Annotated in this window: 24 protein-coding genes; 14 read left to right on the forward strand and 10 right to left on the reverse strand. The window is 44.2% G+C overall.

The features are described 5' to 3' along the window. Positions 1–90: 90 nt before the first annotated feature. On the reverse strand, positions 91–744 hold the full coding sequence (locus AB4517_RS10715) for a hypothetical protein (RefSeq protein WP_372148325.1): 654 nt from the start codon (positions 742–744) through the stop codon (positions 91–93). Between the two features lie 32 nt (positions 745–776). On the opposite strand from AB4517_RS10715, the gene AB4517_RS10720 reads away from it, so the two are divergent. From AB4517_RS10720 to AB4517_RS10735, 4 genes are all read left to right on the forward strand, one after another. Continuing rightward, entirely contained in the window at positions 777–1,259 is a 483-nt protein-coding gene (locus tag AB4517_RS10720) for a GFA family protein (protein WP_170926836.1), read from the forward strand. 151 nt (positions 1,260–1,410) lie between these two features. After that, on the forward strand, positions 1,411–2,085 hold the full coding sequence (locus AB4517_RS10725; protein WP_017062746.1) for a YoaK family protein: 675 nt from the start codon (positions 1,411–1,413) through the stop codon (positions 2,083–2,085). A 228-nt stretch (positions 2,086–2,313) separates the two neighbouring features. Next, a complete protein-coding gene (locus tag AB4517_RS10730) occupies positions 2,314–3,684 on the forward strand; it encodes a YjiH family protein (RefSeq protein ID WP_017062747.1) in 1,371 nt (456 codons plus the stop codon). A gap of 435 nt (positions 3,685–4,119) precedes the next feature. Then, positions 4,120–5,991 carry a methyl-accepting chemotaxis protein gene (locus tag AB4517_RS10735; RefSeq protein ID WP_017062748.1) on the forward strand — a complete coding sequence of 624 codons (1,872 nt, stop codon included), beginning with the start codon at positions 4,120–4,122 and terminating at the stop codon, positions 5,989–5,991. A gap of 128 nt (positions 5,992–6,119) precedes the next feature. Here AB4517_RS10735 and AB4517_RS10740 read toward each other — a convergent pair whose 3' ends face one another. Together AB4517_RS10740 and ppiC are read right to left on the reverse strand one after the other, a co-directional pair. After that, on the reverse strand, positions 6,120–7,526 hold the full coding sequence (locus AB4517_RS10740; RefSeq protein WP_017062749.1) for an alpha-amylase family glycosyl hydrolase: 1,407 nt from the start codon (positions 7,524–7,526) through the stop codon (positions 6,120–6,122). Positions 7,527–7,809: 283 nt separating this feature from the next. Further along, complete coding sequence (ppiC, locus tag AB4517_RS10745) at positions 7,810–8,130, reverse strand: peptidylprolyl isomerase PpiC (protein WP_017630085.1); 321 nt, start codon at positions 8,128–8,130, stop codon at positions 7,810–7,812. A gap of 170 nt (positions 8,131–8,300) precedes the next feature. On the opposite strand from ppiC, the gene AB4517_RS10750 reads away from it, so the two are divergent. Continuing rightward, positions 8,301–9,215 carry a chemotaxis protein gene (locus AB4517_RS10750; RefSeq protein WP_017062751.1) on the forward strand — a complete coding sequence of 305 codons (915 nt, stop codon included), beginning with the start codon at positions 8,301–8,303 and terminating at the stop codon, positions 9,213–9,215. A gap of 94 nt (positions 9,216–9,309) precedes the next feature. Here AB4517_RS10750 and AB4517_RS10755 read toward each other — a convergent pair whose 3' ends face one another. The 4 genes from AB4517_RS10755 to hutW form a co-directional block, all read right to left on the reverse strand. Next, positions 9,310–9,870 carry an ATP:cob(I)alamin adenosyltransferase gene (locus AB4517_RS10755; protein ID WP_372148326.1) on the reverse strand — a complete coding sequence of 187 codons (561 nt, stop codon included), beginning with the start codon at positions 9,868–9,870 and terminating at the stop codon, positions 9,310–9,312. 113 nt (positions 9,871–9,983) lie between these two features. Next, a complete protein-coding gene (gene hutZ, locus AB4517_RS10760; RefSeq protein ID WP_004731858.1) occupies positions 9,984–10,514 on the reverse strand; it encodes a heme utilization protein HutZ in 531 nt (176 codons plus the stop codon). 119 nt (positions 10,515–10,633) lie between these two features. Continuing rightward, positions 10,634–11,155: a heme utilization cystosolic carrier protein HutX gene (hutX, locus tag AB4517_RS10765; RefSeq protein WP_372148327.1), complete on the reverse strand. Its 522-nt coding sequence runs from the start codon at positions 11,153–11,155 to the stop codon at positions 10,634–10,636. Positions 11,156–11,203: 48 nt separating this feature from the next. After that, positions 11,204–12,613, reverse strand: a complete 1,410-nt coding sequence (gene hutW / locus AB4517_RS10770; RefSeq protein WP_017062753.1) for a heme anaerobic degradation radical SAM methyltransferase ChuW/HutW — start codon at positions 12,611–12,613, stop codon at positions 11,204–11,206. Positions 12,614–12,774: 161 nt separating this feature from the next. Here hutW and AB4517_RS10775 point away from each other — a divergent pair, with 161 nt between their 5' ends. The 6 genes from AB4517_RS10775 to AB4517_RS10800 all read left to right on the forward strand — a co-directional run bounded on the left by AB4517_RS10775 (position 12,775) and on the right by AB4517_RS10800 (position 17,639). After that, positions 12,775–13,566, forward strand: coding sequence for a TonB family protein (locus AB4517_RS10775; RefSeq protein ID WP_372148328.1), 792 nt, complete (start codon positions 12,775–12,777; stop codon positions 13,564–13,566). Positions 13,567–13,568: 2 nt separating this feature from the next. Further along, on the forward strand, positions 13,569–14,270 hold the full coding sequence (locus tag AB4517_RS10780; RefSeq protein ID WP_017062755.1) for a MotA/TolQ/ExbB proton channel family protein: 702 nt from the start codon (positions 13,569–13,571) through the stop codon (positions 14,268–14,270). Further along, a complete protein-coding gene (locus AB4517_RS10785) occupies positions 14,267–14,680 on the forward strand; it encodes a biopolymer transporter ExbD (RefSeq protein WP_017062756.1) in 414 nt (137 codons plus the stop codon). Before AB4517_RS10780 ends, AB4517_RS10785 begins: the two co-directional genes overlap by 4 nt. A gap of 148 nt (positions 14,681–14,828) precedes the next feature. Beyond that, a complete protein-coding gene (locus AB4517_RS10790) occupies positions 14,829–15,716 on the forward strand; it encodes a hemin ABC transporter substrate-binding protein (RefSeq protein WP_017062757.1) in 888 nt (295 codons plus the stop codon). 103 nt (positions 15,717–15,819) lie between these two features. After that, entirely contained in the window at positions 15,820–16,857 is a 1,038-nt protein-coding gene (locus tag AB4517_RS10795) for a FecCD family ABC transporter permease (RefSeq protein WP_372148329.1), read from the forward strand. Next, the gene (locus AB4517_RS10800; RefSeq protein WP_372148330.1) at positions 16,857–17,639 is read left to right on the forward strand and encodes a heme ABC transporter ATP-binding protein; all 783 of its coding nucleotides are present in this window, start codon (positions 16,857–16,859) and stop codon (positions 17,637–17,639) included. Before AB4517_RS10795 ends, AB4517_RS10800 begins: the two co-directional genes overlap by 1 nt. A 300-nt stretch (positions 17,640–17,939) precedes the next feature. On the opposite strand, the gene AB4517_RS10805 is transcribed toward AB4517_RS10800, so the two are convergent. Continuing rightward, positions 17,940–18,401 (reverse strand): TetR/AcrR family transcriptional regulator, encoded by a 462-nt coding sequence (locus AB4517_RS10805; RefSeq protein ID WP_004731875.1) that lies wholly within the window; start codon positions 18,399–18,401, stop codon positions 17,940–17,942. 530 nt (positions 18,402–18,931) lie between these two features. Between AB4517_RS10805 and AB4517_RS10810 the strand changes: the two genes are divergently transcribed. After that, positions 18,932–19,231 (forward strand): YfcZ/YiiS family protein, encoded by a 300-nt coding sequence (locus AB4517_RS10810; RefSeq protein WP_017062761.1) that lies wholly within the window; start codon positions 18,932–18,934, stop codon positions 19,229–19,231. A 36-nt stretch (positions 19,232–19,267) separates the two neighbouring features. Here the strand turns inward: AB4517_RS10810 and AB4517_RS10815 are convergent, their stop codons facing one another. Beyond that, positions 19,268–19,564, reverse strand: coding sequence for a YnjH family protein (locus AB4517_RS10815; RefSeq protein ID WP_017067955.1), 297 nt, complete (start codon positions 19,562–19,564; stop codon positions 19,268–19,270). Positions 19,565–19,667: 103 nt separating this feature from the next. On the opposite strand from AB4517_RS10815, the gene AB4517_RS10820 reads away from it, so the two are divergent. Continuing rightward, entirely contained in the window at positions 19,668–20,267 is a 600-nt protein-coding gene (locus AB4517_RS10820) for a hypothetical protein (RefSeq protein ID WP_372148331.1), read from the forward strand. Positions 20,268–20,424: 157 nt separating this feature from the next. Here the strand turns inward: AB4517_RS10820 and AB4517_RS10825 are convergent, their stop codons facing one another. Then, positions 20,425–21,531, reverse strand: a complete 1,107-nt coding sequence (locus AB4517_RS10825; protein WP_017062764.1) for a 1-acyl-sn-glycerol-3-phosphate acyltransferase — start codon at positions 21,529–21,531, stop codon at positions 20,425–20,427. A gap of 175 nt (positions 21,532–21,706) precedes the next feature. Here AB4517_RS10825 and AB4517_RS10830 point away from each other — a divergent pair, with 175 nt between their 5' ends. Further along, a complete protein-coding gene (locus AB4517_RS10830) occupies positions 21,707–22,333 on the forward strand; it encodes a hypothetical protein (protein ID WP_017064307.1) in 627 nt (208 codons plus the stop codon). Positions 22,334–22,453: the final 120 nt, after the last annotated feature.

Genomic DNA, 22,453 nt, shown 5'->3' on the forward strand with positions numbered 1-22,453 from the left:
AAGCTAAGTGTGTCTAAATTTCATTCATCTAACTAAGATAATATGTAATTTGACTCACATAAACAACAGATCCTTACATTCACGCAAACGTTATTGCTTACCAATTGATTGCGTATCAAAAGAAAAACTCATTAACACCTTTTCAGAAGGGGGTTCTGCAAATGATTGTTCCGCAGAATGCTGAGTAAAGCCGATAAAACCTTCCCCAGTAAGTTTATTCTGTGATTGCGAACCTGGCTGCTGAGCTACCTCCAATGTCTGAATTTGTATACGATCACCCAGTAAAAGTTGGTCGACTAACACCACACGGCTTCGTTGCTGGTCATGCTTAAACAGGCCTAGATAATAGAAAACACCGCTGCCTTGGTTAGATATCCACATCGGCGCGACAAAGAAACTCGCCTTGCCCAACGTGGCGGCTGAAAGATTATTGGTGTCTACCGTTACCACACCGCGCTCAACACCTGAGTCATAGCGTCCAAACGCGATGGCTCTAGGCTCATCAACTTCATTGATAAAAGCGTAGGCGTTAGTCTCAGGAACTTTAATTGTCCATGGATTGGTCGTCTTCAAATCAAAAACGGTTTCTACGACTGGGTCATAACTCACTTGAGAAGAAGGAAACTTCGCCAAGAGCCCTTCATCACTTAAGCTAAAGCGATAAATACCCGCTACTATCACCACAACCAGCATGACAATTGGAATCAGTAGAATCAGAGGGATAGGTAAGATTTTCTTTTTCATGGGCAATTATATTCTTTTGTTTTCATCCAGTTGTGCAGACCATAAAGGGCTTTAGTATAATTATCAATACAGGGTTAACCAGAAGTGGAGCATGGATGGATATCAATCATATTAAAGATAGAAATATCAGAAGTTGCGAATGCCGCTGTGGAGCAGTCAACCTAGTATGCCGAGGTGAACCTCAACGTACATCTGTCTGCCATTGCTATGAGTGTCAGAAACGCACCGGAAGTGTGTTCGGCGTTCAGGCTCGGTTCCCAATAGAACAAGTTACACTCAGCGGTGAAGTGACCTCTTTTTCACGCATCAGCGATACGGGTAATGAAGTCACCTATCAGTTTTGTCCCAAGTGTGGCACCACCATGCTTTTGCAGTCGGTTGCCGCCGCTGATTTTTATATCGTCCCGCTCGGATTATTTAAAGAGCAAGACTTTCCGCTACCGAGCTTTTCAGTCTACGAAGAACGCAAACACGGCTGGGTCAAATTTGACCATCAAATGAGTCACTACAACTAGCCTGTTACTGACCTTAATCTCGATAAAGCAACAGCATTAGAACAAACTGCAATACTGTTGCCTAAGATCAAATATCAACGCACCACAGCGCTAGCGTATCTTTTGTCTAGCGTTATAATCTTGCTCCTCTATTTAACCCAGGGTGAACCACATGATTTCTAAGTTACCTCGCTGGGTTGAATACGGCGCCCTTTTGTTAGCTGGTCTTGCTGGCAGTGTTAATGCTATCGGCTTACTTGGCTTCCAACATCAAGCTATCTCCCATATCTCCGGCACCATGTCTTTGCTAGGCAGTAGCCTGCTTACACCGACCTCGGCTTCTGTTCACCTCCTATTGGTGATCATGAGCTTCATGTTAGGTGCGGCGTTCAGCGGGTTCTTTATTGAAAACCAAGCATTGAAGTTAGGACGCCGTTACGGTGTTGCACTATGTATTGAGGGTGGATTGCTGTTTTTGGCGCTGTGGACACTGTTGCAAGGCTATACTTCAGGTCAGTATTTCGCTTCAGCCGCGTGTGGTTTGCAGAACGCGATGATCACCACTTACAGCGGGGCAATCATTCGAACAACACACATGAGCGGGATCATTACCGATCTTGGGATCATGATTGGCGCTCGCTTAAAGGGGATGCCTTTTGACCGCCGTAAAGCCAAACTGCTAATTTTCATTGTGGTTGGCTTCCTGTTTGGCGGCTTAATTGGCGCTTGTCTGTTCCAACGCTTCGAAATCTTGGCATTGGCTTTCCCTGCCTCTTTTGCTTTCATTATTGCGTTTAGCTACTGGTTATACTTGACCTATCGAACTGAAACCCCAGTCAATTTATAAATATCTGGCAATATAACCTCAAACTACGTAACATCCGCAACACTTTATTCTAAACTCTTAATACGTTGCAGAATAACCAGTATGAATATTTAGCTATATTTGATGAATAGTATTGCAAGCGATATTAATACTGGGTAATCTTGCACCCAATGAGAAAATACGGACGTTTAGTGAATAAAAATGCCAAGGATGTGGCTTTTTTACGTGTAGAAATTCGAGAACAATAACATGTCTAACAACAAGAATACTGCTCAAACAGAGAAATCTAAAGGCAGTTTCTGGGTTTTCTTAATCCCATCATTGATTGGTTTATTCCTTTTCATGGCGCCAATCAGCTATCAAGGTGATCTAACCATCCCTGTAGCTATCTTAGCCAAATCAATTCAAGCGGTTTTCGGTGAATATCTAGTTCCTATCATCACTGCGATCGTTGCTTTCATGTCTGTAGCTTCAGTTTTAAGCTCCATTTTTAAGCCTACATTCATTACATCAAATTCATTTTTAAACGGCCTTTTCAACCCATCTCCACTGTGGTTGCTGGTTCGTTTAATTGGTGGTGCTGCAGCCGTTATGGCTTTCTTCCAAGTTGGGCCTGAGGTTATTTGGGAAGAAAATACTGGTGGTCTGGTTCTAGAAGGCCTGCTTCCGACACTGTTCTCAGTATTCATCTTTGCTGGTTTGCTACTTCCGCTTCTACTTAACTTTGGTCTACTAGAGCTGTTTGGCACGCTACTAAGTAAAATCATGCGTCCAATCTTCAACCTACCAGGCCGCAGTGCTATTGACTGTATGGCTTCTTGGTTGGGTGACGGCAGTGTTGGTATCCTGCTTACAAGCAAACAGTACGAGAAGAAATTCTACACTCAGCGTGAAGCTGCGGTTGTTGGTACGACTTTCTCAGCAGTATCTATCACATTCAGTCTTGTGGTTATTGCTCAGGTAGAACTAGAGCACCTGTTCCTACCTTTCTACGCAGCAATCTGTTTAGCGGGTATTGTGGCAGCGGTGATCATCCCTCGCCTTCCACCACTAAGCATGAAGAAAGATACTTTCATTGATGGCAGCAAGCCGCACAAAGACGCTGACGCGATCCCAGCAGGTCACTCAACGTTCTCTTGGGGTCTTGAGCTAGCGGTAAATAAAGCATCTCAAGTAAAGTCGGCTAAATCTGTATTTGGCGAAGGCGTTCGTAACGCCGTAGATATGGTATTTGGCGTACTGCCTGTTGTTATGGGTTTAGGTACAATGGCACTGGTTATTGCGGAATACACGTCTGTGTTCTCAATCCTAGGTCAGCCTTTCATTCCATTCCTAGAGCTACTTGGTGTTCCTGAAGCGGTTGCAGCATCTGAAACGATTGTTGTTGGTTTTGCGGATATGTTTATTCCAGCAATCCTTGCGGCTTCTATCGACAACGAGATGACTCGCTTTGTTATTGCAGCAATGTCGGTAACTCAGCTGATCTACATGTCTGAGGTGGGCGCTCTACTTCTAGGCAGTAAGATTCCAGTGAACATCTTAGAACTGTTTATTATCTTTATTCTACGTACGTTAATTACGCTTCCAGTTATCGCTGGTGTAGCGCATCTAATATTCTAAATTAGATACTACTTATGTAACTCAATAAAGATTCAGTTTATAAAGCCTCACTTTTGTGGGGCTTTTTATTTGCGAAAATATATACACAGTATTATTTGGAGTTCAATTAATTTATAAGCTCTGCATGTCATTTGATTTCATATCGTTTGTTCACCCCGCCTCTTTTTAATAGAAAACTGAACGCATAACTATCAAATTAATACATTCTTAATTCCTCCTTAAACTCCGTCTAGCCCCATTCCCCAACTCATTGAACCAAATACTAAAAGCAACAAATATGCGCTTTAGTGAATTTTGCATTGTTTAGGTTGTTGTATTTTTGTAGTCTATTTTGTGAAATTACATTCAAGTAAAATCCAATCTAGTCGATATATATAATTACAAAAACACGATTAACTTTAGTCTTCGCAAAGCCTGTGAGAAGGGGAAAACTCAATGAAATTTAGCCATAAGGTGGTTGCTGCATCATCAGCCTTGCTGCTAGTGACAGTATCATTGCTTTCAATACAACAACTTTACACTGTAAGAAGTGCAGTAGAAAACCACGTCAATGCGAGCCTGAAAGAGATGGTCTCGGGCGTGAAAAATACCGTCGTATCGGAGATGAACGCCAAGAAAGCGTTGGCTCAATCGACGACTGAAGTCATCGAGATCAACCCTGAAGATCGCGCTTACGTTAAAGAAATCTTAGAAAAGCCAAAGCTTAAAAACAGCTTCCTAGCGGTTGGTTTTGGTTATGAAGCAAACGGTTTCGTTATTGAAAATGATGATGGTTGGGATGCCGGTCCAGACTACGACCCACGAATTCGTCCTTGGTACATTGATGCTAAATCCAAAAACAGTTTAGTTGTTACCGCTCCTTATGTGGATGCATCAAGTAAGAAAGTCATCATATCAGTAGGTACTCCAGTTAAAGACAACGGCCGCTTTACTGCGGGTATGTTCTACGACCTAGAATTGACGAACCTTGCTACCTTGGTCAACCAAGTGAACTTGTTTGATGCGGGTTACCTGTTCCTAGTAACAGCCGACGGCACCACGATTGCTCACCCAAATGCGAAAAACAACGGTGAAACGCTATCAAGCTACATGCCACAAGCGACTATTCGTGAAGGCTCTCAAGAAATTGAAGTCGACGGCAAAATGTTCCTAGTTAATTTCACCCACATCCCTAGTGAAGATTGGTATATAGGTGCAATCCTCGATGAAGAGATCGCGTTCCAAACCGTTGAAGAATTGAAGAACAGCTCAATGATCTACTCGTTGATTGCAGTTATTCTCAGCATCATTGCACTGACTGTTCTGATTCGTGTGTTAATGCGTCCACTGGATGCGCTTAACCAAGCTATTCAAGATGTGGCGAGCGGTCAAGGTGATTTAACTAAGCGCCTAGATACCAACACAGACCAAGAGTTCTCTGACCTAGCGAAAGGTTTCAACACCTTTACTGAAAACCTGCAAAATCAGATCATTCAATCGAAAGCGATTGGTGTTGAAATTAAGCGTGGTACTGAAATCACGGTTAAAGGTGCAGGCGAATCAGCGAAAGCGATGAATACCCAACTGGAAGAGCTTGAACAGTTAGCGACTGCAATGAACGAGATGGCGGTTACTGCAACTGAAGTTGCAAACAATGCTCAAGGCGCAGCAGCGGCAGCCCGTGAAGCAGACGAAGCAACGCTAGACGGCACATCTGTCGTAAGTGACACCACTCAAGCGATTGATAACCTTTCAGCACGTATCGACCAAGCGGTTGCCGAAGTACAAGTACTTGAATCAGCAACAGCCAACATCGAAACAATTCTAAAAGTAATCAACGATATTGCAGACCAAACCAACCTACTGGCATTGAATGCGGCTATTGAAGCGGCGCGTGCTGGTGAATCAGGCCGTGGTTTCGCAGTCGTTGCCGATGAAGTTCGTACTCTGGCACAACGTACTCAAGAATCAACTACGGAAATCCGCAACATGATCGAGCAGCTCCAAGCGGGTGCAAGCTCAGTATCGAACGCGATGAACCAAAGTAAAGACACAGCCACTGACGCCGTTGAACGCGCTCAGCAAGCGAACTCTTCACTTGACCGTATCCGTGACGCGATTCAACGCATCTCAGATATGAACATCCAGATTGCTTCAGCGGCAGAAGAGCAGAGCTTAGTAGCGGAAGAGATCAATAACAACACTGTTAAGATCAAAGACCTTTCAACACAAGTATCAACAGCGGCCCAAGAAGCGAATACCGCAATGCAGCAGCAAACTGACAATGTTCGCCAACAAGACGAGCTATTGAATAAGTTTACGGTTTAACCAAGGTTTGGCTCAGTTGCCGTTTGGCTGAGTCGCCATTTGGTTTAGTTACCGAGCAATAGCTTAAAATAAAAAGCCCCGATTACTGATTGCCAGTAAGCGGGGCTTCTCTTTCTAGTCTATCCAAGTTAACTCGTGACAGGCTTCAATTCATTCGTCGTTAACATCATGCATTGGTTCGATTCCACCTTGATGGTTAAATCCTTACCAACACATTCAAACACATCATCCGACAGTAAATCGGTTACCGCACCAGTCCAATTTAATGAGGCTGTTTTGCTTCGCTTCGACTTGTTGATCACCACAATGCCTTTATCGCCACGGACAAACACCAACAAATCATCATTCGCTTCAACCACACGCATCGCTTCGCCATGAACATGGTTATGGAATTGAATCATGCTTTTCATGTAAGGCGCTTGCCAGTCGTTAAGCCAACGAGGCTGACCGCTCTTGTCCAGAATACCGCTGGTGCTCAGTTCACTGTAAACAAGCGGCACACCGCCGTCTCGACCAAGAATGAAAGCATGAGCCAATCGCTCATCCACTTCATCCATCACATGCTCCAAAAACACCTCGTTATTGGGAATATCATGAGTGACCGCAAACGTGATCGCTCGCATATTCGACAGAGCCTGACCAAAACAGTATGGGTTAATCAAAGACTTAAAGCTGCCCTGCTCTTCAAATGCTTTGAAGATGGTGTTGAACAACGGGAAATCGTAAGCGCCTAAGCGAGTGTGTTTAAGATAAGGCTCAAGGAACAGCTCATACTCTTCTTCTGTCGCGCCGCCATCGGTAATGATCTCACCGAAGATGTGCATTTCTTCGCAGATGTCATCCGTCCACACCTTGCGTAGGTGTGCCAGTGTCATATGCTTTGCCGCATCAATGCGAAATCCTTTCACACCAATCTCTTTCAGTGCTTTTAGGTAGGCTCTTTGTTGTGCCACCACATTATCGTTATCGAGTAGCGTTGGCAGGCCAGGATCGCTGGCGCCACCGGTAATACGCCCGTTTTGCACTTCCCACGTGTCTTTCCAGTTCTTGATACCAAACGCTTCCACGAAGTCGTTCTCATCAAAAAGAGGCTCAGAAAGGTCACCAAACAAACGTATGGATTCATAATAGTCAGCATCTTTTTGATAAGACGCCATGTCTTGCTGATTGGGATACGTTAGATCACCGCGGATACCCGATTCGTTGGCCATGTGGTTAAACACCACATCCACATAAGTACGAAGCCCATGTCGCTTTAACGTGTCGACCATCGCTTTAAAATCTTGTGTGTCACCCAACTGATTATCGATCACACGATAGTCTTGGGGCTGATAGCGTTGCCACCATTGAGTACCAGAATTTCGATCGCAACCTTTAGGGCCGCGCAGCGATTTCATCGCCGGTGATACTAAAACAGATTTATAACCCAACTCTTGGATCAGTGGGGCGTTCTTCATTACGTCAGCGTAGCACCAGTCAAAGGCATGCAATATGACATCTGTCGCTGGTTTGCTTAACATAGCTGAACTCTCCATGTTGTTCTCCTACCAAACTCGTTTACAGCTTTTTAGAAAAGGCAAAGGCTAAAAGGCAAAGCTGCAATAAATTTCCTCAAGAATGGCATTTATTATATGAGTTACTCATTAAAAACCCTCCTCCTCCTACCAATTACTCACGGTGGATGGTTGAGGGCGTAGCACCAATTATCGCATAACGTCTGGGATGAACACTCAACCGTAGTGCTTTAAAACGCGCACAAAAGTCACAAAAAAGGAGCGTATATACGCTCCTTTTATTCAATCTAACACATATTTATAACTAAGTTCTGTAAAGAACCTTCACGACGTGCCAGCCAAATTTTGTTTTCACAAGGTGTGGTACAAGCGTCTCGCCAGAGAAACAAACCTTATCAAACTGAGGCACCATTTGACCTTTTTTGAACTCACCTAGGTCGCCGCCCTTTTTACCAGATGGACAGGTTGAATGTTTCTTCGCTAGCGTTTGAAATTTAGCGCCCTTTTTAAGCTGCGTCATGATGTCTTCTGCTAGTTCTTTATGCTTCACCAGAATATGAAGCGCTGCTGCTGTTCTTGCCATGATAATTCTCAGTTTGTTGCTGTCTGCTTGTCGACTAACCATCGACAGCGAGTATTTAGAGTGATTTTAACCCAAGAACCGCTATTCTTCACTCTATAACCGAAAACAACTGCCTTAAAGGCCATTAAAAACCGCATCGCGACTTGCTGCGGCTTCCATTTCCCTTTAAATTAATCCTTATAAATTAAGCGCGTATTAAGTAGGAGCCACTTATGGCCAAACCGATCAGTAAAGCGAGTCAGTCACAGGGAATGTTGATGTTCAAGTTGTCCCTCACTCAAAGTTTTGCGATTGGCACGCTTAAGGTCAGAGAAATCGTCCCTTTTCAGCCGATGACTCAGATCCCCTACTCCCATCATCACGTGATTGGTACAGTGACTATCCGCGACCTTACAGTTCCTGTGATTGATATGTCCGCTGCGATTGGCTTCCGTCCGATAACACCCGCTGAATACCAAGATTGTGTACTCATCGTTACTGACTGTTTGAGAACAGTTGTGGCGTTCTTGGTTCGTTCAATTGATAAAATCATTGAATGCGACTGGAAGAGCATTGAATCTCCACCCACCAGTGTGGGTCGCAATGTGTTTGTAACGGGTATTACACGTTTTGAAGACCGTATTGTGCAAATGCTCGATGTGGAACTGCTGCTTTCTAAGATCTACCCAGCTTATGAGAATGCTCATATCCCGATGCTGACCGATGTAGAAAGGGAACGCCTCAAAGCATTGAACATCTTATTAGTGGATGACTCTTTGATTGCACGTAAACAGTTATCTGATGCCTTAGACAGCATCAACATCCCTTACAGCATATGTAACAACGGCTTAGATGCCATCGACCTAATGCGACGCCAAGCCAGCGCTGGCAATGCCATTGATCTTCTGGTGAGTGATATCGAGATGCCGGGATTAGATGGTTATGAGCTTGCATTTGAAGTGCAAAACGACAGCGCTTTAAGTCACGCTTACTGTATTTTGCATACCTCACTGTCCAGTGAGATCTGTGTCGACCGTGCTAATCAGGTGGGGGCGCATGAAGCGCTTGAGAAGTTCAACGCGGGTGAATTAATCGAAGCTATGCTACGCGGCGCAAAAGTCTTAAACGGCGCCTCTACGGCTGCTTAGGCTCTGTTATAGAAGCTAAACCTGGCATAGTGCTCAATGGTTTAGCTTCTTAGTCTCTTCTTTCTTCAAATCTTAATAAGAATAGAGCTAACCGTTAGTCTTTGTTTTCTGGCATAGACTTTTTCGGCATAGAGTAGCTCTTACTCACAAATGCCACTTCCTCGACTTCATTCACATGATTGGTAAAAGAGGCCAATGCATAGAGAGTGTTCGCGACTAGGTTGGCGTATTTAAAAAGAATCGGGTCTGGCGACTTTTTGCTTTCATGATGTTCAATACTCACCAAAGCTCGCACAACTTTCTTAGCCTGACAACGACACAAGTGAAGTTCACTAGACACTCGGTGTCCACCGGGTAAGACAAAGCCTTTAACCCCCCCTTCTAACTGCTCACGGATACGATGATAATCTTGTTTGAGCTCGACCAATTCAGACTCGGTGATGGCAAGCTTACCGCGCACAGAGCCATTCAAATGGTAGATGTTTGGCTGCAAGCGTTGCAGGATCTCACGAACCTGAGGCTCTAGCTCTAAAGACAACACCAATCCAACTCGGCAACAAAGTTCATCCGACAAAATCTCAAAATCACAGATAGGACTGTCTTCATAGATAAACGGATAACAAAACTCGTCCCAATCTCGACTTACTGGTTTCACGTACCGATCCTTACACATAAATAGTCATCAAACGTCAATATACCAAACTCTTTGATTTAGACATAAAAAAGCCCTCACATTGGAGGGCTCCTGAAGAAGTAGGTTAAACGAGATTACTCGTTAGACACTTTTTTGTGGCCTTCTTGTAAGTGAACGAAATCCACCAGATCGTCGCCTGACACTTGGTATGCCTGACCAAAGCCTTTAACGAACAGGCCGTTCTCTGCTTTTAGGTTGAATAGAGAGAAGTCTTGAAGTTGGCTCAAACCATCAATGATTTCACCAAAACGCTCTTGCATCTGGCCGATCACTTGAGTCCAAAGTTCCGTTTCACGTTCAACAACACTTGCTTGAGCATCAAACGTTAAACGCTTGCGTGCGTAAAGCTGCTTCGAGCTCTCTTCGTCTTCAATCATCATCAAAGAGACTTGAGGGTTCGCTTTCAAGTTACGAGCATGACGAGCAATATCAGAAATTAGAACAAAGTAACCTTCTTGGTTCTGAACGAACGGTGCGTAACTTACGTTCGGGCGACCTTCTTCATCAACCGTTGCAAGTTGAAGGGTACGGCGCTCTTGGCGAAACTCTTTAATTTCTGGACCTAGGCGACCTTGTAGACGTTCTTGTTTTACTTGCTGTTCCATGGGTAATTCCTTTATTCACTTTCTCTGATTTATTATTTTTGCTCGAGGTTGAGCGATCATTAGCGAACTAAACGATCCTCGAGCATTGATGTCTTATAAACTATTACTGCTGATTCTGTTTAAGCTTGTGCTTTTAGCGCTTTGAAGCGTTCTACTTGGTCGGCAATAAGCTCACGCTTTTCATTGCGGCCTAGGTAGATCTTGAAAATGTTCTCGCCCGTTTCACTGAAGAAACCGAAGTAATGACTTTCACGACCCATGAACGCTTTGCTCACTAAACCGATCTGTTTGACATTGTCGAGTTTCAGGTGACCATGAAGCTCGCCTTCTTTGCCCATCAGATTGTAGTAACCACGCGCTACTTTACCTTTAGGGAACGGCGCTTTTACTTCAAAGATTGAGCCGAATGAATGCACGATTGTGGTCACAGGGCCCCAACCCACTAATCCTTCTAGAATTTCTTGAGCACGGCTGCCATCTAGCATTACCGCCATGTCGTTTGGAAAAGCAGCAACCACTTCAACCTCTGAAACACCTAGCTTCTCAGCAATTGCTGTTGGCAGTAGTTTTGGCTCTTCTTCTAAAATTAGAGCTACGCGTTGTTCTAGAGTTTCTGTCATTTCTAATGTTGTATCTGTCATTGAATATGTTCCGTATAAACGAGTAAGTTATAAACTAAAAATTCGATATTAAGCGTGCTTCAAACTTGCATGCGGGTGTACGCCCGAACCTGACGCTTTAGGCGCTGGGTGCATAGCTTGGTATTCAGCGTTAAGCACTTGAATCACACTCTGCGCTAGGCTTACCGCCCAAAAGCTGCCAGCAATAGTCAGGCTCAGATAATCTTCCGAAAGCTCAACTAAACCGTTCTTTTCCCAATGCGCGAACAAAGGCTTGAGGTAGTCGAACGTATCTTGCCCCATAAATCTCGGTAGCGTACTTCTTCTAACAACACCAGAATCGAAACCTGCCTTTAATGTTGAGAAGATAGGCTCTAATGAGCTTTGCTTAGTCATCATGGCAATAGGTAATTGACCTTGCTTTATAGACTCCATGTAGCTGTCTAAAGTTCGATGCTGCATCACACCATGACCGCCGATGTTGCCACCAGCGCCACAACCAATGGGTAGAACTTCGGCATAAGTTTTCGCTAAGCTGTTGTAAATGCTGCGTTCGCGGTTATCACGAGTCCAGTGGTTTACGCTCAGTTGCTTGACCTTATTTTTTGCCATGAACTCCACACCCGCCAAATACATGCTCGCCTTATCTGGCGTATTCGCAGGCGGTGGGATTTTTCCTTTCTCAACAAGATTAAGCATAGGTGCATTGCCCGCAACAATCAGTTGGTAGAGGTCAATGCCGTGTGCGCCAGTAGACATGTAGTCTTCTAAATCTTGTTGGAACACTTCCATAGATTGGTGTGGTAATCCGTATAACAGATCAAGAACGATTGGCGCTTGCTCGGTGCGGCTTAGTGAACTGATACGTTCTAGCACAACCTCTCGGTCATCTAGGCGCTTAGCACTACGTCGAACCTGAGTATTGAAACTTTGAATACCGAACGAGAAACGATTGAAGCCACCTTCAAGCGCACGATCAAACATCTCGTCACCAAATCGATTGATGCGCCCTTCCAATGTCATCTCAACATCGTTTGCTAGTGGGAAATATTGACGAATCGCTTTACCCAGCTGCTCAACTTGTTGAGACGACAAATCGGTGGGAGTTCCGCCACCAATATAGACGGCGTGAAATAGTCCAGACTGAGCCCAAGGTGTTTTGGCTTTCTGCTTTAGCTCGACCATCAGTGCATCGAAATACTCATCCACTAATTTACGGCTTGCGGCATTTTGGAAGAAATTGCAGAACGTACAACGCACACGACAGAAAGGAATGTGGATATACAAGCAACGCGTATCCTGTTTTTTCCCTTCACTCAGCATCAGTTCGTCAAAGAGTTCTAACTTCTTACTGGGGTCGACCGGAATTGAACTTCCTCCGGCGTGTGCAGAATGCTTTTTCGCAAACGCAAAACGAAGCGGATCAGGGCTAGAAACGCCCAATATTGATTCGTCAAATTTATAAATATTAAGACTCATATAATCTCTCTAAACACTTACATAGCAAAGTCTGGAAGACTATTCGCTAAAAACTGAGAGAATCATAAATACACGCAAATGATAATGCAATTGATAATTGATCTTATTTAGATTCTAAGCAATAATCCGATACAGAATTTTGATTTGGTAAAGGATTGATTGTGAACGTTCCTAGATATGTTATTGCAGGCGGTGCATCGTTAGTGATTCATGCCGCGTTGTTGTTTGTCGCTCAAGAATCCAAAGTATTTGCGATGCCTGCAGGTAGCCAATCGAACACGGTATCGATCAACTTCACTCCTAAGAGCGTTCCTTCACAAGCTCAGCAAAAAACAATCACAGAGCCAGTTAAACCTGAGCCAATAAAAGAAACCGTCTCACAAGCCGAACCAAAAACGGTTGAGCCAAAGCAAGCTAAGCCAACCCCAAAGAAAAAAGCGATCACCAATAAACCTCAACCAAAGAAAGTTGAGAAAAAAGTGATTGAGCAAAAGGTTGTCGAGAAGAAGCCGGTTCAAAAGAAACCAGTAACTGAGAAAAAGGTAGTTAAGAAAGAACGCCCAAAACCAGCCACTCAACCAGAGAAACTGGCCGACAAGAAAGTCGATAAGAATATGGACGAGTCTGCCAACCAGCCTCAGGAAGTACATCAAGGCGTATCAAACCAAGAGCCGGTTTTAGTCACTAAGCCTTCGTTCTCTGCGCGTCCTACCCCACCGAATTACCCTCGCCAAGCAAGACGTCGTGGCGTTGAAGGTGTCGCGACTTATGAGATCTGGCTAGACGCTGAAGGCAAACAAATTAAACAAGCATTAGTAAATTCATCAGGCGCGCTAATGCTCGATAACGCCGCATTAGATGCCATTAAACAATGGAAATTCTCACCTCACACTGTCAATGGTCGAGCGATTGCTCACCGAGTACAAATACCTGTTCGTTTTAGGTTGGATTAATCATGCAACAAATCAGTTACTTACAAGATCAACTTGGCTTAATGACTTGGCCTCTTCTTATCTGCTCAGCATTAACAGCAATGATCATCGCTGAACGTGTCTTCCAAGTCATGCTCAGCATTGGTGTGGGCAAACGTGCTATTCGTCGTGAGCTTAACCAAATTTCACCAACCAACAGCAAAGAGATTGAAGCGCTTGCTCAGTCGATTTCAGGTAAACGCCCGCTCTTGTACAAGGGCGTGTCAATGTTGCTTGCTCACCACTCTTTCTCAAAAGGGTTACGTGAAGATGCCGCTGGGATCTGGCTACAAGAAAAACGCCACCAGCTTCATGCAGGTTTAAGACTGCTTGGTTTGATCGGCGTGATCAGCCCACTCATCGGCTTGCTTGGTACGGTACTTGGTCTTATTGAGATGTTTAAAGGCGTTGCCGCGACAACAGGCAGCATCACGCCTAATGATTTGGCAGACGGTCTTGGATTAGCAATGCGAACCACAGCAGCAGGTTTGATGATTGCGCTTCCTGCTATTTCTGGTGCTCAGCTACTAGGGCTATGGGCCGATCGAGTGCTGGCTCAATTGGAGCATACATTGAACTATGTGAATGTGTGGCTAGAAGGCATGTCGATTCAAACCAATCAGTCAGATGATACTCAAGGTAAGCCTGTCAACAAAACCTCTATCGGTGATGTGAGCCAAGCATGATTAAAACGCCCCACTCATCTCACACACAGAGCCTAGCGCCGGACTTAACACCGCTGCTCGACATCATTTTTATCGTGATGGTTTTTCTATTGCTTACGGCATCGGTAAAGCTGGAATCGCTAGAAGTTGAGCTGCCAAGCTCGGATGTTAAAAACGTTTCTGAAGTCCACAAGGATTCAATTAGCGTCAATATTTTAGACCGCGAACCCTACTGGGCAATTAACGGCCAAGAATACATCGACTGGGAAAACTTCAAGATTGCGCTGTTAGAAGAGACTGGTTCAACGGATAAAAAACCGATCATCATTGGCGCAGATAAAGCCGCTAACGTGGAGAACCTAGTGAAGTTGCTTTCATTCCTTCAAGAAAACGGAATACCAGCGACTCAATTGCTCACGGACGATGGCTAGAGCGACACTCAATTTTCACGAGGTTTGGCTTCTGGTTGATAAAACTAAACAAGCAGACTAAGCCTCTCTATCGATTCGAACTCACAATGCGAACGGACTGCTCACTGAGTATCTTCGCGATACAAAAAGAAAATATAAAGAACTTATTATGAACAACTTAAACGTGCTCAATAAATTAAAGACCAAGACACCTCTTCTTTCATTAGCTGCAATCAGCCTGGCACTTAGCGCACCCGCAATGGCCAACGACGCTGAACAACCTCGAATCATCAGTGCTGGTAGTGCCGTTACTGAATTGGTTTTGGCATTAGGTGCCGAAGAGCAGTTAGTCGCGATTGATGTGACCAGCCACTTCCCTCAAGGAGAAAACCTGCCAAAGATTGGTTATCACCGAAACCTGTCTGCTGAAGGTCTACTCGCCCTAGAGCCAACCACATTGATTGGCTCGGATGAAATGGGACCAGACAACGCTATCTCTCAATTAAAATCGGCAGGCGTCGATGTAGAGATTGTTAACACTGAAGCAAACGTGGAAGGGCTATTAAAGCGTATCGACCAAATCGCAAAGATCACCCATACCGAAGACCACTCGCAGCAAGTGAAAACCGATGTGAATCAAAAGATCGCAGCACTGAAAGCGAACCAAGTACCAAGCAACGAAGCGAAGAAAGTTCTATTCCTGTTGCTGCATGAAGGTCGCCCTGCCAACGTTGCTGGCGGTGAAACATCACCAAACGCAATCATCGAGTTAGCTGGCGGTATCAACCCTGCCGCTCAGAGCTTAACGTCTTACAAGCCACTTTCAATGGAATCACTCGTTGAGATGCAACCTGATGTCATTTTAGTAAGCGGCCGTAGTTATCAAAAAATGGGCGGCGCAGATGCCATCCTGAAATCACTGCCTATGCTAGCGGCAACGCCTGCAGGTATGAACAAGCAAATCATTACCGTAAATGGCAGTGCTTTGGTTGGCGGACTTGGCCTAGAAAGCCTCTCTGAAGCAAAGCGTCTAAACGCACTTATCTACCCGCTATAACTCAACCACCCTATTTCTGCTATCGCTAATTCGCTTCCCTCACCAACTGACTCACGCTGTTGTTGAAGGAGGTCGAAGTTAGCGATAGATATTGAGGCCCTTTATGTTGTTACGCTCCGTCCCACTGAAAACGTCGATGTTAGCTCTAGGTGCAACCCTAGCTTTTGTCGCGCTGTACTCGATCACTGTTGGGCCAATGAACATTAGCTTAGCGGACAGCACCACAAGCTTAATTAAACCAAACAATGACTTAGCACCTCACATCAACTTAGTGATTCAAGAGATCCGCTTACCTAGAACCATCTTGTGCATGCTGATTGGTGCGATCCTCGCCTTGTGTGGTGCAGTGATGCAGGGTTTGTTTCGAAACCCACTTGCAGAGCCAGGCATCATCGGTGTGTCTGCTGGTGCGGCATTAGGTGCAGCGTTGGCTATTGTTCTTTTCTCTGAACTCTCATTGCAATACCCGGCCTTCATGAATTTTGCGGCCGTTCCTGTGTTTGCCTTTTTAGGTGGCGCTTTAACCACACTCTTGGTCTATAAACTGGGCACGGGTAAATTCGGAACCTCAGTAACCATCATGTTGTTGGCGGGTGTGGCGATCAGTGCGCTCTCTGGGGCTGGTATTGGGTTCTTGAACTTCATCGCTGATGACCAAATGCTGCGTGATCTTTCGTTATGGTCGATGGGTTCACTAGCAGGAGCGAAGTGGTCAGGCATTTTGCTTGCTGCAGTTACGCTCGTTGGCTTGTTTGTTGTTTTCTACCGCCAAGCGATGTCTCTAAATGCTCTATTACTGGGCGAGTCAGAAGCGCAACACCTTGGTATCCCAGTTCAAAAGCTGAAACGAAAGCTGATTCTACTGACGGCTGCGGGCGTTGGTATCACAGTTAGCCTGTCTGGCATGATTGGTTTTATTGGATTGGTTATCCCACATTTAGGTCGCATGTTGGCAGGCCCTGACCACCGAGTTCTGTTGCCACTATCAGCGGTACTAGGCGCACTGCTGCTAACCGCCGCAGACATGTTCTCACGTGTGGTACTTGCTCCGGCAGAGCTACCTGTAGGTATTGTCACTGCGATTATCGGTGCCCCCTTCTTCTTGTATCTACTATTTCAACAGAAAGGGAGAATCCTTTAATGTTTCCTTCAGCGTTAAAAGCGACCGATATCGAAGTGAAGTTCGGCAGCAAAGTGATATTAGATGGCGTTTCTATTGAGATTGAGGCTGGAAAGGTAACCACACTGCTTGGGCCAAATGGCGCAGGGAAAAGCACGTTACTTAAAGCCTTGTGCCAAGAGATATCAAGCAACGGCGATATCCAATATTTTGGACACACCAAAGACAAGTGGCCTTCTCAAAAATTGGCGAAGCATCTGGCTATGCTACCTCAGCACAGTACGTTGACCTTCCCATTTTTGGCACATGAAGTTGTCGAGCTTGGTGGTATTCCTCTGCAAGAGTCCAACAAGAACCTCACCAACATCGCTAGTCAAAAAATGGATGTTGCCGATGTGACTCACCTGAGTGAAAGGCTCTACCCTTCGCTATCCGGCGGTGAAAAGCAGCGAGTGCACTTGGCTCGAGTATTAACTCAGCTTCACCACTCTGGTGACCAATGTATTTTGATGCTTGATGAACCAACCTCTGCACTGGATCTTGCCCACCAGCACAACACCTTAAAGATTGCGAGAGAATTAGCCGATAACCACAATGCCGCGGTTATCGTGGTTTTGCATGATCTCAACTTAGCCGCGCAGTATTCCGATCGATTGGTGGTATTGAAAGATGGCAATTTGGTGTGTGATGGCAAGCCTTGGGATGCACTGAAACCTTCGATGATAGAAGATGTGTATGGTTACAAAAGTATCGTAGAAAAACACCCAACCATGAGCTTCCCTCAGGTTCACCCCGCACAATAAGTCCGATTAAGGAGCGACTCGTTTTGAGTATTCGTTCTTGATAACAATGACGTAATCCTAAGCCTCGATTTGTTCGGGGCTTTTTATTGGCTCACAGCCACTCTCTCGGCTTAAACTCAATTTTATTAACAACCACAACAGCAAGCACCAAAACGACTCACCTTGAGCATTTGAGGCTCTAGAAATGAACTCTACTTGTTAGGGTTACTTAGCTTTTAACACTGAAGAGAAAAACGCACAAGAAGTGAAACGGCAGGCACAAAAAAAGCCCCCGCAGGAGCTTCTTTTATTGAGTGCTGATTATTGGCTCATACGAATCAATGATTTACCAATCAACCACTCTAGTTCTTTACCGCTAGTATCGCCAAACTGAGTTTCAGTCAGCTTGTATAGACGATCAATACCGTTTGCAGCGAACTCATGTGCGCTCTCAGCAGTAACGATATGATGGAAAAGTAAACGTAAGATTGCTAGGAACTCAGCGTCTTCAAGTGCTGCAACCCAGCTAGCTGAAAATGCGTCAAGGCCATTTTCGAAGTCAATGTGTTCCATGAACATCTTGAAAATACGACCGTCTAGAGCAGCAGTAAAATCCGTTTTCTTTGGAAAGTGATGACTTATACCTGTACGAGAAACACCCGTTTGTTGACTCAACGTCGTGTATGACATCTTGTCGTAACCCAATCTTAGTAGCTGGTCTACAACGGCATCCATGATTTTCTGGATCGTGATTTCTGTATCTTCTTTACTACGCTTTGGCATATTCAGGCTCTTCTCTTTGTAAATCCATCTAACTCAATCAAATGAAGTCAGAATGAAAATCGTTATCAGCATTATGTGAGCAAGGTATTTTTTCGCAAGTATTTATAACTAAATTCACACAAATACTATGTACGAACAATTTTACAGTGATGCCTCTTTGGACACTTTGTCTAATTATTCTTCGAAAATCACCTTACAATCCTAAGTCGATAAGTTTAAATAACGACTTAGAATATGAAATACCCAACGAAAAATTCATTGTATAAATACCTATCAAGCGATAGATAGTCTTATAAAATCATTTCTGGCGCAACTAAGTGAATGATATTCTGACATATTAATAACATTCCTTTTCAACAAAACGTGAGGTAAATCACATACATATTTGGCGGCGCGAATATAGATATTCATCAAACACCTTAACAAACAACATAGCATACCAGTATAAATTAGTTCAAAGGTTTTAATTTTTGTAGATACAGTTCAAATTGCTCGTTAGAATAACCTCAGACTTTGTAAGAGGATTATTTATGAGCCAAGATATTGGTAACAACGATGTATGTGAGGCTTGCGGCTGTGCAGGCGAAATCGGGTTCATCATTAAAGAAGGCGACGATGTTGCTGAAGTAACGGTTTACGGAAACTCAAAAGCACTGATTGAAGCTGAGTTTGCTAAGTATGTTGAACTTGCTAAACAAGTGTCTAGCAACGTTGAGTTCGAAGCATCAGAGATGACTGAAGAAAGCACAGAGTTGCACGCTCGCTTTAAATTTGAAGTTAGCGCTGAGAAGATTATTTTTGAACTTAAGACTCGCTCTCTAGCGCGTTAATATAAGCATTTATATGCTTATTAAAAGACGAGTGAATTACTCGTCTTTTTTTAATTGAACCCAAGCCAGTGACCCATTTTGCTCAAAATCGTTTTCTGCAGCGCACTGAATCACTACGCCCCCCACCTCTAACACTGCCCCAATGCTATAAGCCTTGTCATCGTAATAACAAACTCGTTGCTGTTGACCGCCTTGTGTCACCACCACCGCAGCTTTACCGGGCGTTGAAATTACTTTGTTGGCACTCGCAGACATTGAACCAAACACTGAAGCGGCTATCAGAAAGACCTTAATAATTCGTATATTTACTCTAATCATTAATTTACCTATCATCTTTGCTCCATTCCTCGTTAATCTACCGCCAAATGGGTAAAACACTATGCGAGATTAATTTTTCCATTATAGTGTAAGCGTCTATCGTAATAAGAAGCCTGTTATGCTCAGAATAATTGCACTTATTATTGGTTCCTTAACCATAACAAATGTCAGTGCTGAACCACTCGATCACTATCAAATATTGAACCATCTCGATAATTACGGAAACTTATATCTACGAAATAAGCCTTATACATCACTTCCAACTGGCTTGGTGGTAGATGGTAATCTCAATATAGAGAATACTGCGATCACACGCCTACCCAAAGGGTTAGAAGTGAACGGCAGCATTAAAGGCTCTAACAGCCAACTCGCTCGAGTCCCGAGCGGGGTTAAGATAAAAGGTTACGTCGACTTGATTGGCAGCCAAATCACCAGCTGGCCAAGAGGTGTAAGAGTGGGCGGCTTTATCAACCTCACCGACACTCCACTGGAAAGGCTACCGAATGGCTTTAGAGTAAAAGGCGATCTGAGCGTGATCCGCACTCCTTTAACCGAGTTACCCAACGGGATCGTGATTGACGGCGACCTTTATATAGGCGGTTCTGGGATTACAACATTCCCCGAGACCATGACAGTCAAAGGCAACATCTATCTGGGCGGCAACACCGTAACCAAATGGCCAACCAATCTAGATCTCGGTGGTGCAGTCGCTCGCTAATTCAGGCTAATGCTCTAATGCTCTAATGCTCTAATGCTCTAATACGTTAATGCTCGATCGCAGCAACAAATGGTGATTCAGAAACAAAAAAGGAGCCCAAGGCTCCTTTTTCAATTCAATCAAGTTGCTAATCAACTAGCAAGCTAACTAACGCTCGTTAACCAATGTTCTTCACTGGGTTGGCGTAGCTATCGATCAAGTACTGACGCGCACCTTGTGGCAGGCTCGACAGTTTAGCTTCAAACTCTTGTTTAACGGCCGCTGTAATCGACTCATCTTCTTTTTCTGCTGCCAGCAAGTTTACTGGGAACAGTTTGTAGTTATCGTGGATCTGACGATCGATCTCTTCAGCAAGCGCTTCAGGCGTATCAAAATCTTGGTCGATAACCTGACCGAAACCAACGTGAACGCGTCCTTTATCACCGATGATGCCTTGAATGATACTTTCGATATCTTCAAACTCACCCTTTTCGTAACTGCCGTTTACGTCTTTTTCGAAAAGCTCTATCGCTTTAGCCGTGTCACATGGGTCGTTCTCGTAAGAAATAGCCACAGGAACAATCTTCAATGACTTCACGTATTCAGGGAAAGCAATTTTTTGCTTACGTCCTTCAACGTGGAACATTTTCAAAATTGCTGGCTCAGTAAAATCGTTACCGTCTTTCGCACGACCTTCCTTTTGAGCGATCCAGATTGAGTTGCCCGTTTCTAGAGAGTGCTTAATGTAAGAAGACAACTGCCCTAGCGCTTTCATCATCTCACGCGGTCCTTTCAAAGAACGCTTTACGATGAAGCTCTTGTTTAAACGCATCAATTCAGTCGCACATGGCTTTTTCAACAGGTTGTCTCCGATAGCGATACGACAAGTCTGATGATTATTTTGATGCAGAGCGTAATTTACTAACGCAGGATCCATAGCAATGTCACGATGGTTTGATACAAACAGATAAGCTTGGTTCGCATCCAGTGACTCGATACCCGTGTACGTCACACCGTTAGTGGTTTTCGCTAACGTGTCGCGTAAGTACTTTTTCACTTCAATCTGAATGGATTCAACGCTAGTCAGCTTGCTCCACTTCATTTTTAAGTACACACGCAAAATCGGGCTCATTAATGCTTTGAACCAAGACGCATGGTTTGAAAAACGGTAGTGCAAGATTGCACTGATAAATTCTTCATCATTAATAAGACGGTTTAGTGCCGCTGGAATTTCATCATCGCCGTAAGGACGAATATCAACATATGGATCGGTTGGAGAGGTCATTTTTTAATTCATATAATAAAAAGCTGGCTCATTCTACGCGTTGTTTTGACTTCTCGCAGCTACAGAGCCCATACTTTTGACAAGGTCAGACCAGAAACATTGAAAATCCCCTGTTATTGTTGGCATTCTTTAAGATTAACGGTAATCTTGACGCCCCAAAATTAAGGTACTATCTATGAACTTCGCTATTGAATATACATCGGCTTACTTTTCACACTTGGTGATCACACCACGCAAGAAAGTACTTAAACATAGCCTTGTATCGGTTCAAAGTGGCTTGGTTTTGATTAAGTTAGGCAAACAAGAGTATGCCGTTGAACCAGGACAAAGCGTCTGGATTCCATACGACTGCCTAACGTCACTGACCTACTTTCCAAACACTCAGGTTAACCGTGTCGACTTTTCTGTTCGTTTGACGGATTCATTCCCAAGACAAGCGGGTTACATTACGCAAACTAACCTCTCTTCGGCACTACTAGAAAAGCTAGAGCAAACCAAAGCTCGTGCTTCCAATGCCAATAATACGGAACAAGCGTTTAAAGATATGCTTTCTGTCTTGAAGCAAGAAGTGTTGTCATTTAAACCACTGCTTTGCGAAAGTGCTCTTTCTCAGCGATTCAATCAATGGAACATTGATGATTCAAACCTGCCACAAGAGCACACTCTGGTGATGGTGATGCGAGAAGCGAAGAAACGCATGCAGTCAGGCCAAAAACGTTCACTTGTGATTGATGATCTGTTCTCAGGTAAAGAAGAAGAGTTCGAACAACTGTGTATGCTTGTTTTTGGTGAAGATTTATAGTTTGGCGCTAAGTGAGAGCTGGTATTTAAACTAGCAAGCCAGATACTAAAAAGCCGCAAAAACTGAGTTTTTGCGGCTTTTTTAATTCTTACTATTTAGACGTAGATAGCAATCTATCTG

It is taken from the genome of Vibrio sp. 10N.222.52.C3, assembly GCF_041474195.1.
In the GTDB taxonomy this organism is placed as follows: Bacteria; Pseudomonadota; Gammaproteobacteria; order Enterobacterales; family Vibrionaceae; genus Vibrio; species Vibrio crassostreae_C.

Bases quoted from the DNA above. Each gene is read 5' to 3' on its own strand.
- AB4517_RS10735 (WP_017062748.1), top strand. From the start codon at position 4,120: ATGAAATTTAGCCATAAGGTGGTTGCTGCATCATCAGCCTTGCTGCTA.
- AB4517_RS10820 (WP_372148331.1), top strand. From the start codon at position 19,668: ATGCTCAGAATAATTGCACTTATTATTGGTTCCTTAACCATAACAAAT.
- AB4517_RS10815 (WP_017067955.1), bottom strand. From the start codon at position 19,564: ATGATAGGTAAATTAATGATTAGAGTAAATATACGAATTATTAAGGTC.
- AB4517_RS10790 (WP_017062757.1), top strand. From the start codon at position 14,829: ATGAACAACTTAAACGTGCTCAATAAATTAAAGACCAAGACACCTCTT.
- AB4517_RS10725 (WP_017062746.1), top strand. From the start codon at position 1,411: ATGATTTCTAAGTTACCTCGCTGGGTTGAATACGGCGCCCTTTTGTTA.
- hutZ (WP_004731858.1), bottom strand. From the start codon at position 10,514: ATGGAACAGCAAGTAAAACAAGAACGTCTACAAGGTCGCCTAGGTCCA.
- AB4517_RS10780 (WP_017062755.1), top strand. From the start codon at position 13,569: ATGCAACAAATCAGTTACTTACAAGATCAACTTGGCTTAATGACTTGG.
- AB4517_RS10810 (WP_017062761.1), top strand. From the start codon at position 18,932: ATGAGCCAAGATATTGGTAACAACGATGTATGTGAGGCTTGCGGCTGT.
- AB4517_RS10750 (WP_017062751.1), top strand. From the start codon at position 8,301: ATGGCCAAACCGATCAGTAAAGCGAGTCAGTCACAGGGAATGTTGATG.
- AB4517_RS10730 (WP_017062747.1), top strand. From the start codon at position 2,314: ATGTCTAACAACAAGAATACTGCTCAAACAGAGAAATCTAAAGGCAGT.
- hutX (WP_372148327.1), bottom strand. From the start codon at position 11,155: ATGACAGATACAACATTAGAAATGACAGAAACTCTAGAACAACGCGTA.
- AB4517_RS10825 (WP_017062764.1), bottom strand. From the start codon at position 21,531: ATGACCTCTCCAACCGATCCATATGTTGATATTCGTCCTTACGGCGAT.
- AB4517_RS10785 (WP_017062756.1), top strand. From the start codon at position 14,267: ATGATTAAAACGCCCCACTCATCTCACACACAGAGCCTAGCGCCGGAC.
- AB4517_RS10800 (WP_372148330.1), top strand. From the start codon at position 16,857: ATGTTTCCTTCAGCGTTAAAAGCGACCGATATCGAAGTGAAGTTCGGC.
- AB4517_RS10795 (WP_372148329.1), top strand. From the start codon at position 15,820: ATGTTGTTACGCTCCGTCCCACTGAAAACGTCGATGTTAGCTCTAGGT.
- AB4517_RS10805 (WP_004731875.1), bottom strand. From the start codon at position 18,401: ATGCCAAAGCGTAGTAAAGAAGATACAGAAATCACGATCCAGAAAATC.
- AB4517_RS10740 (WP_017062749.1), bottom strand. From the start codon at position 7,526: ATGGAGAGTTCAGCTATGTTAAGCAAACCAGCGACAGATGTCATATTG.
- hutW (WP_017062753.1), bottom strand. From the start codon at position 12,613: ATGAGTCTTAATATTTATAAATTTGACGAATCAATATTGGGCGTTTCT.
- ppiC (WP_017630085.1), bottom strand. From the start codon at position 8,130: ATGGTTAGTCGACAAGCAGACAGCAACAAACTGAGAATTATCATGGCA.
- AB4517_RS10715 (WP_372148325.1), bottom strand. From the start codon at position 744: ATGAAAAAGAAAATCTTACCTATCCCTCTGATTCTACTGATTCCAATT.
- AB4517_RS10830 (WP_017064307.1), top strand. From the start codon at position 21,707: ATGAACTTCGCTATTGAATATACATCGGCTTACTTTTCACACTTGGTG.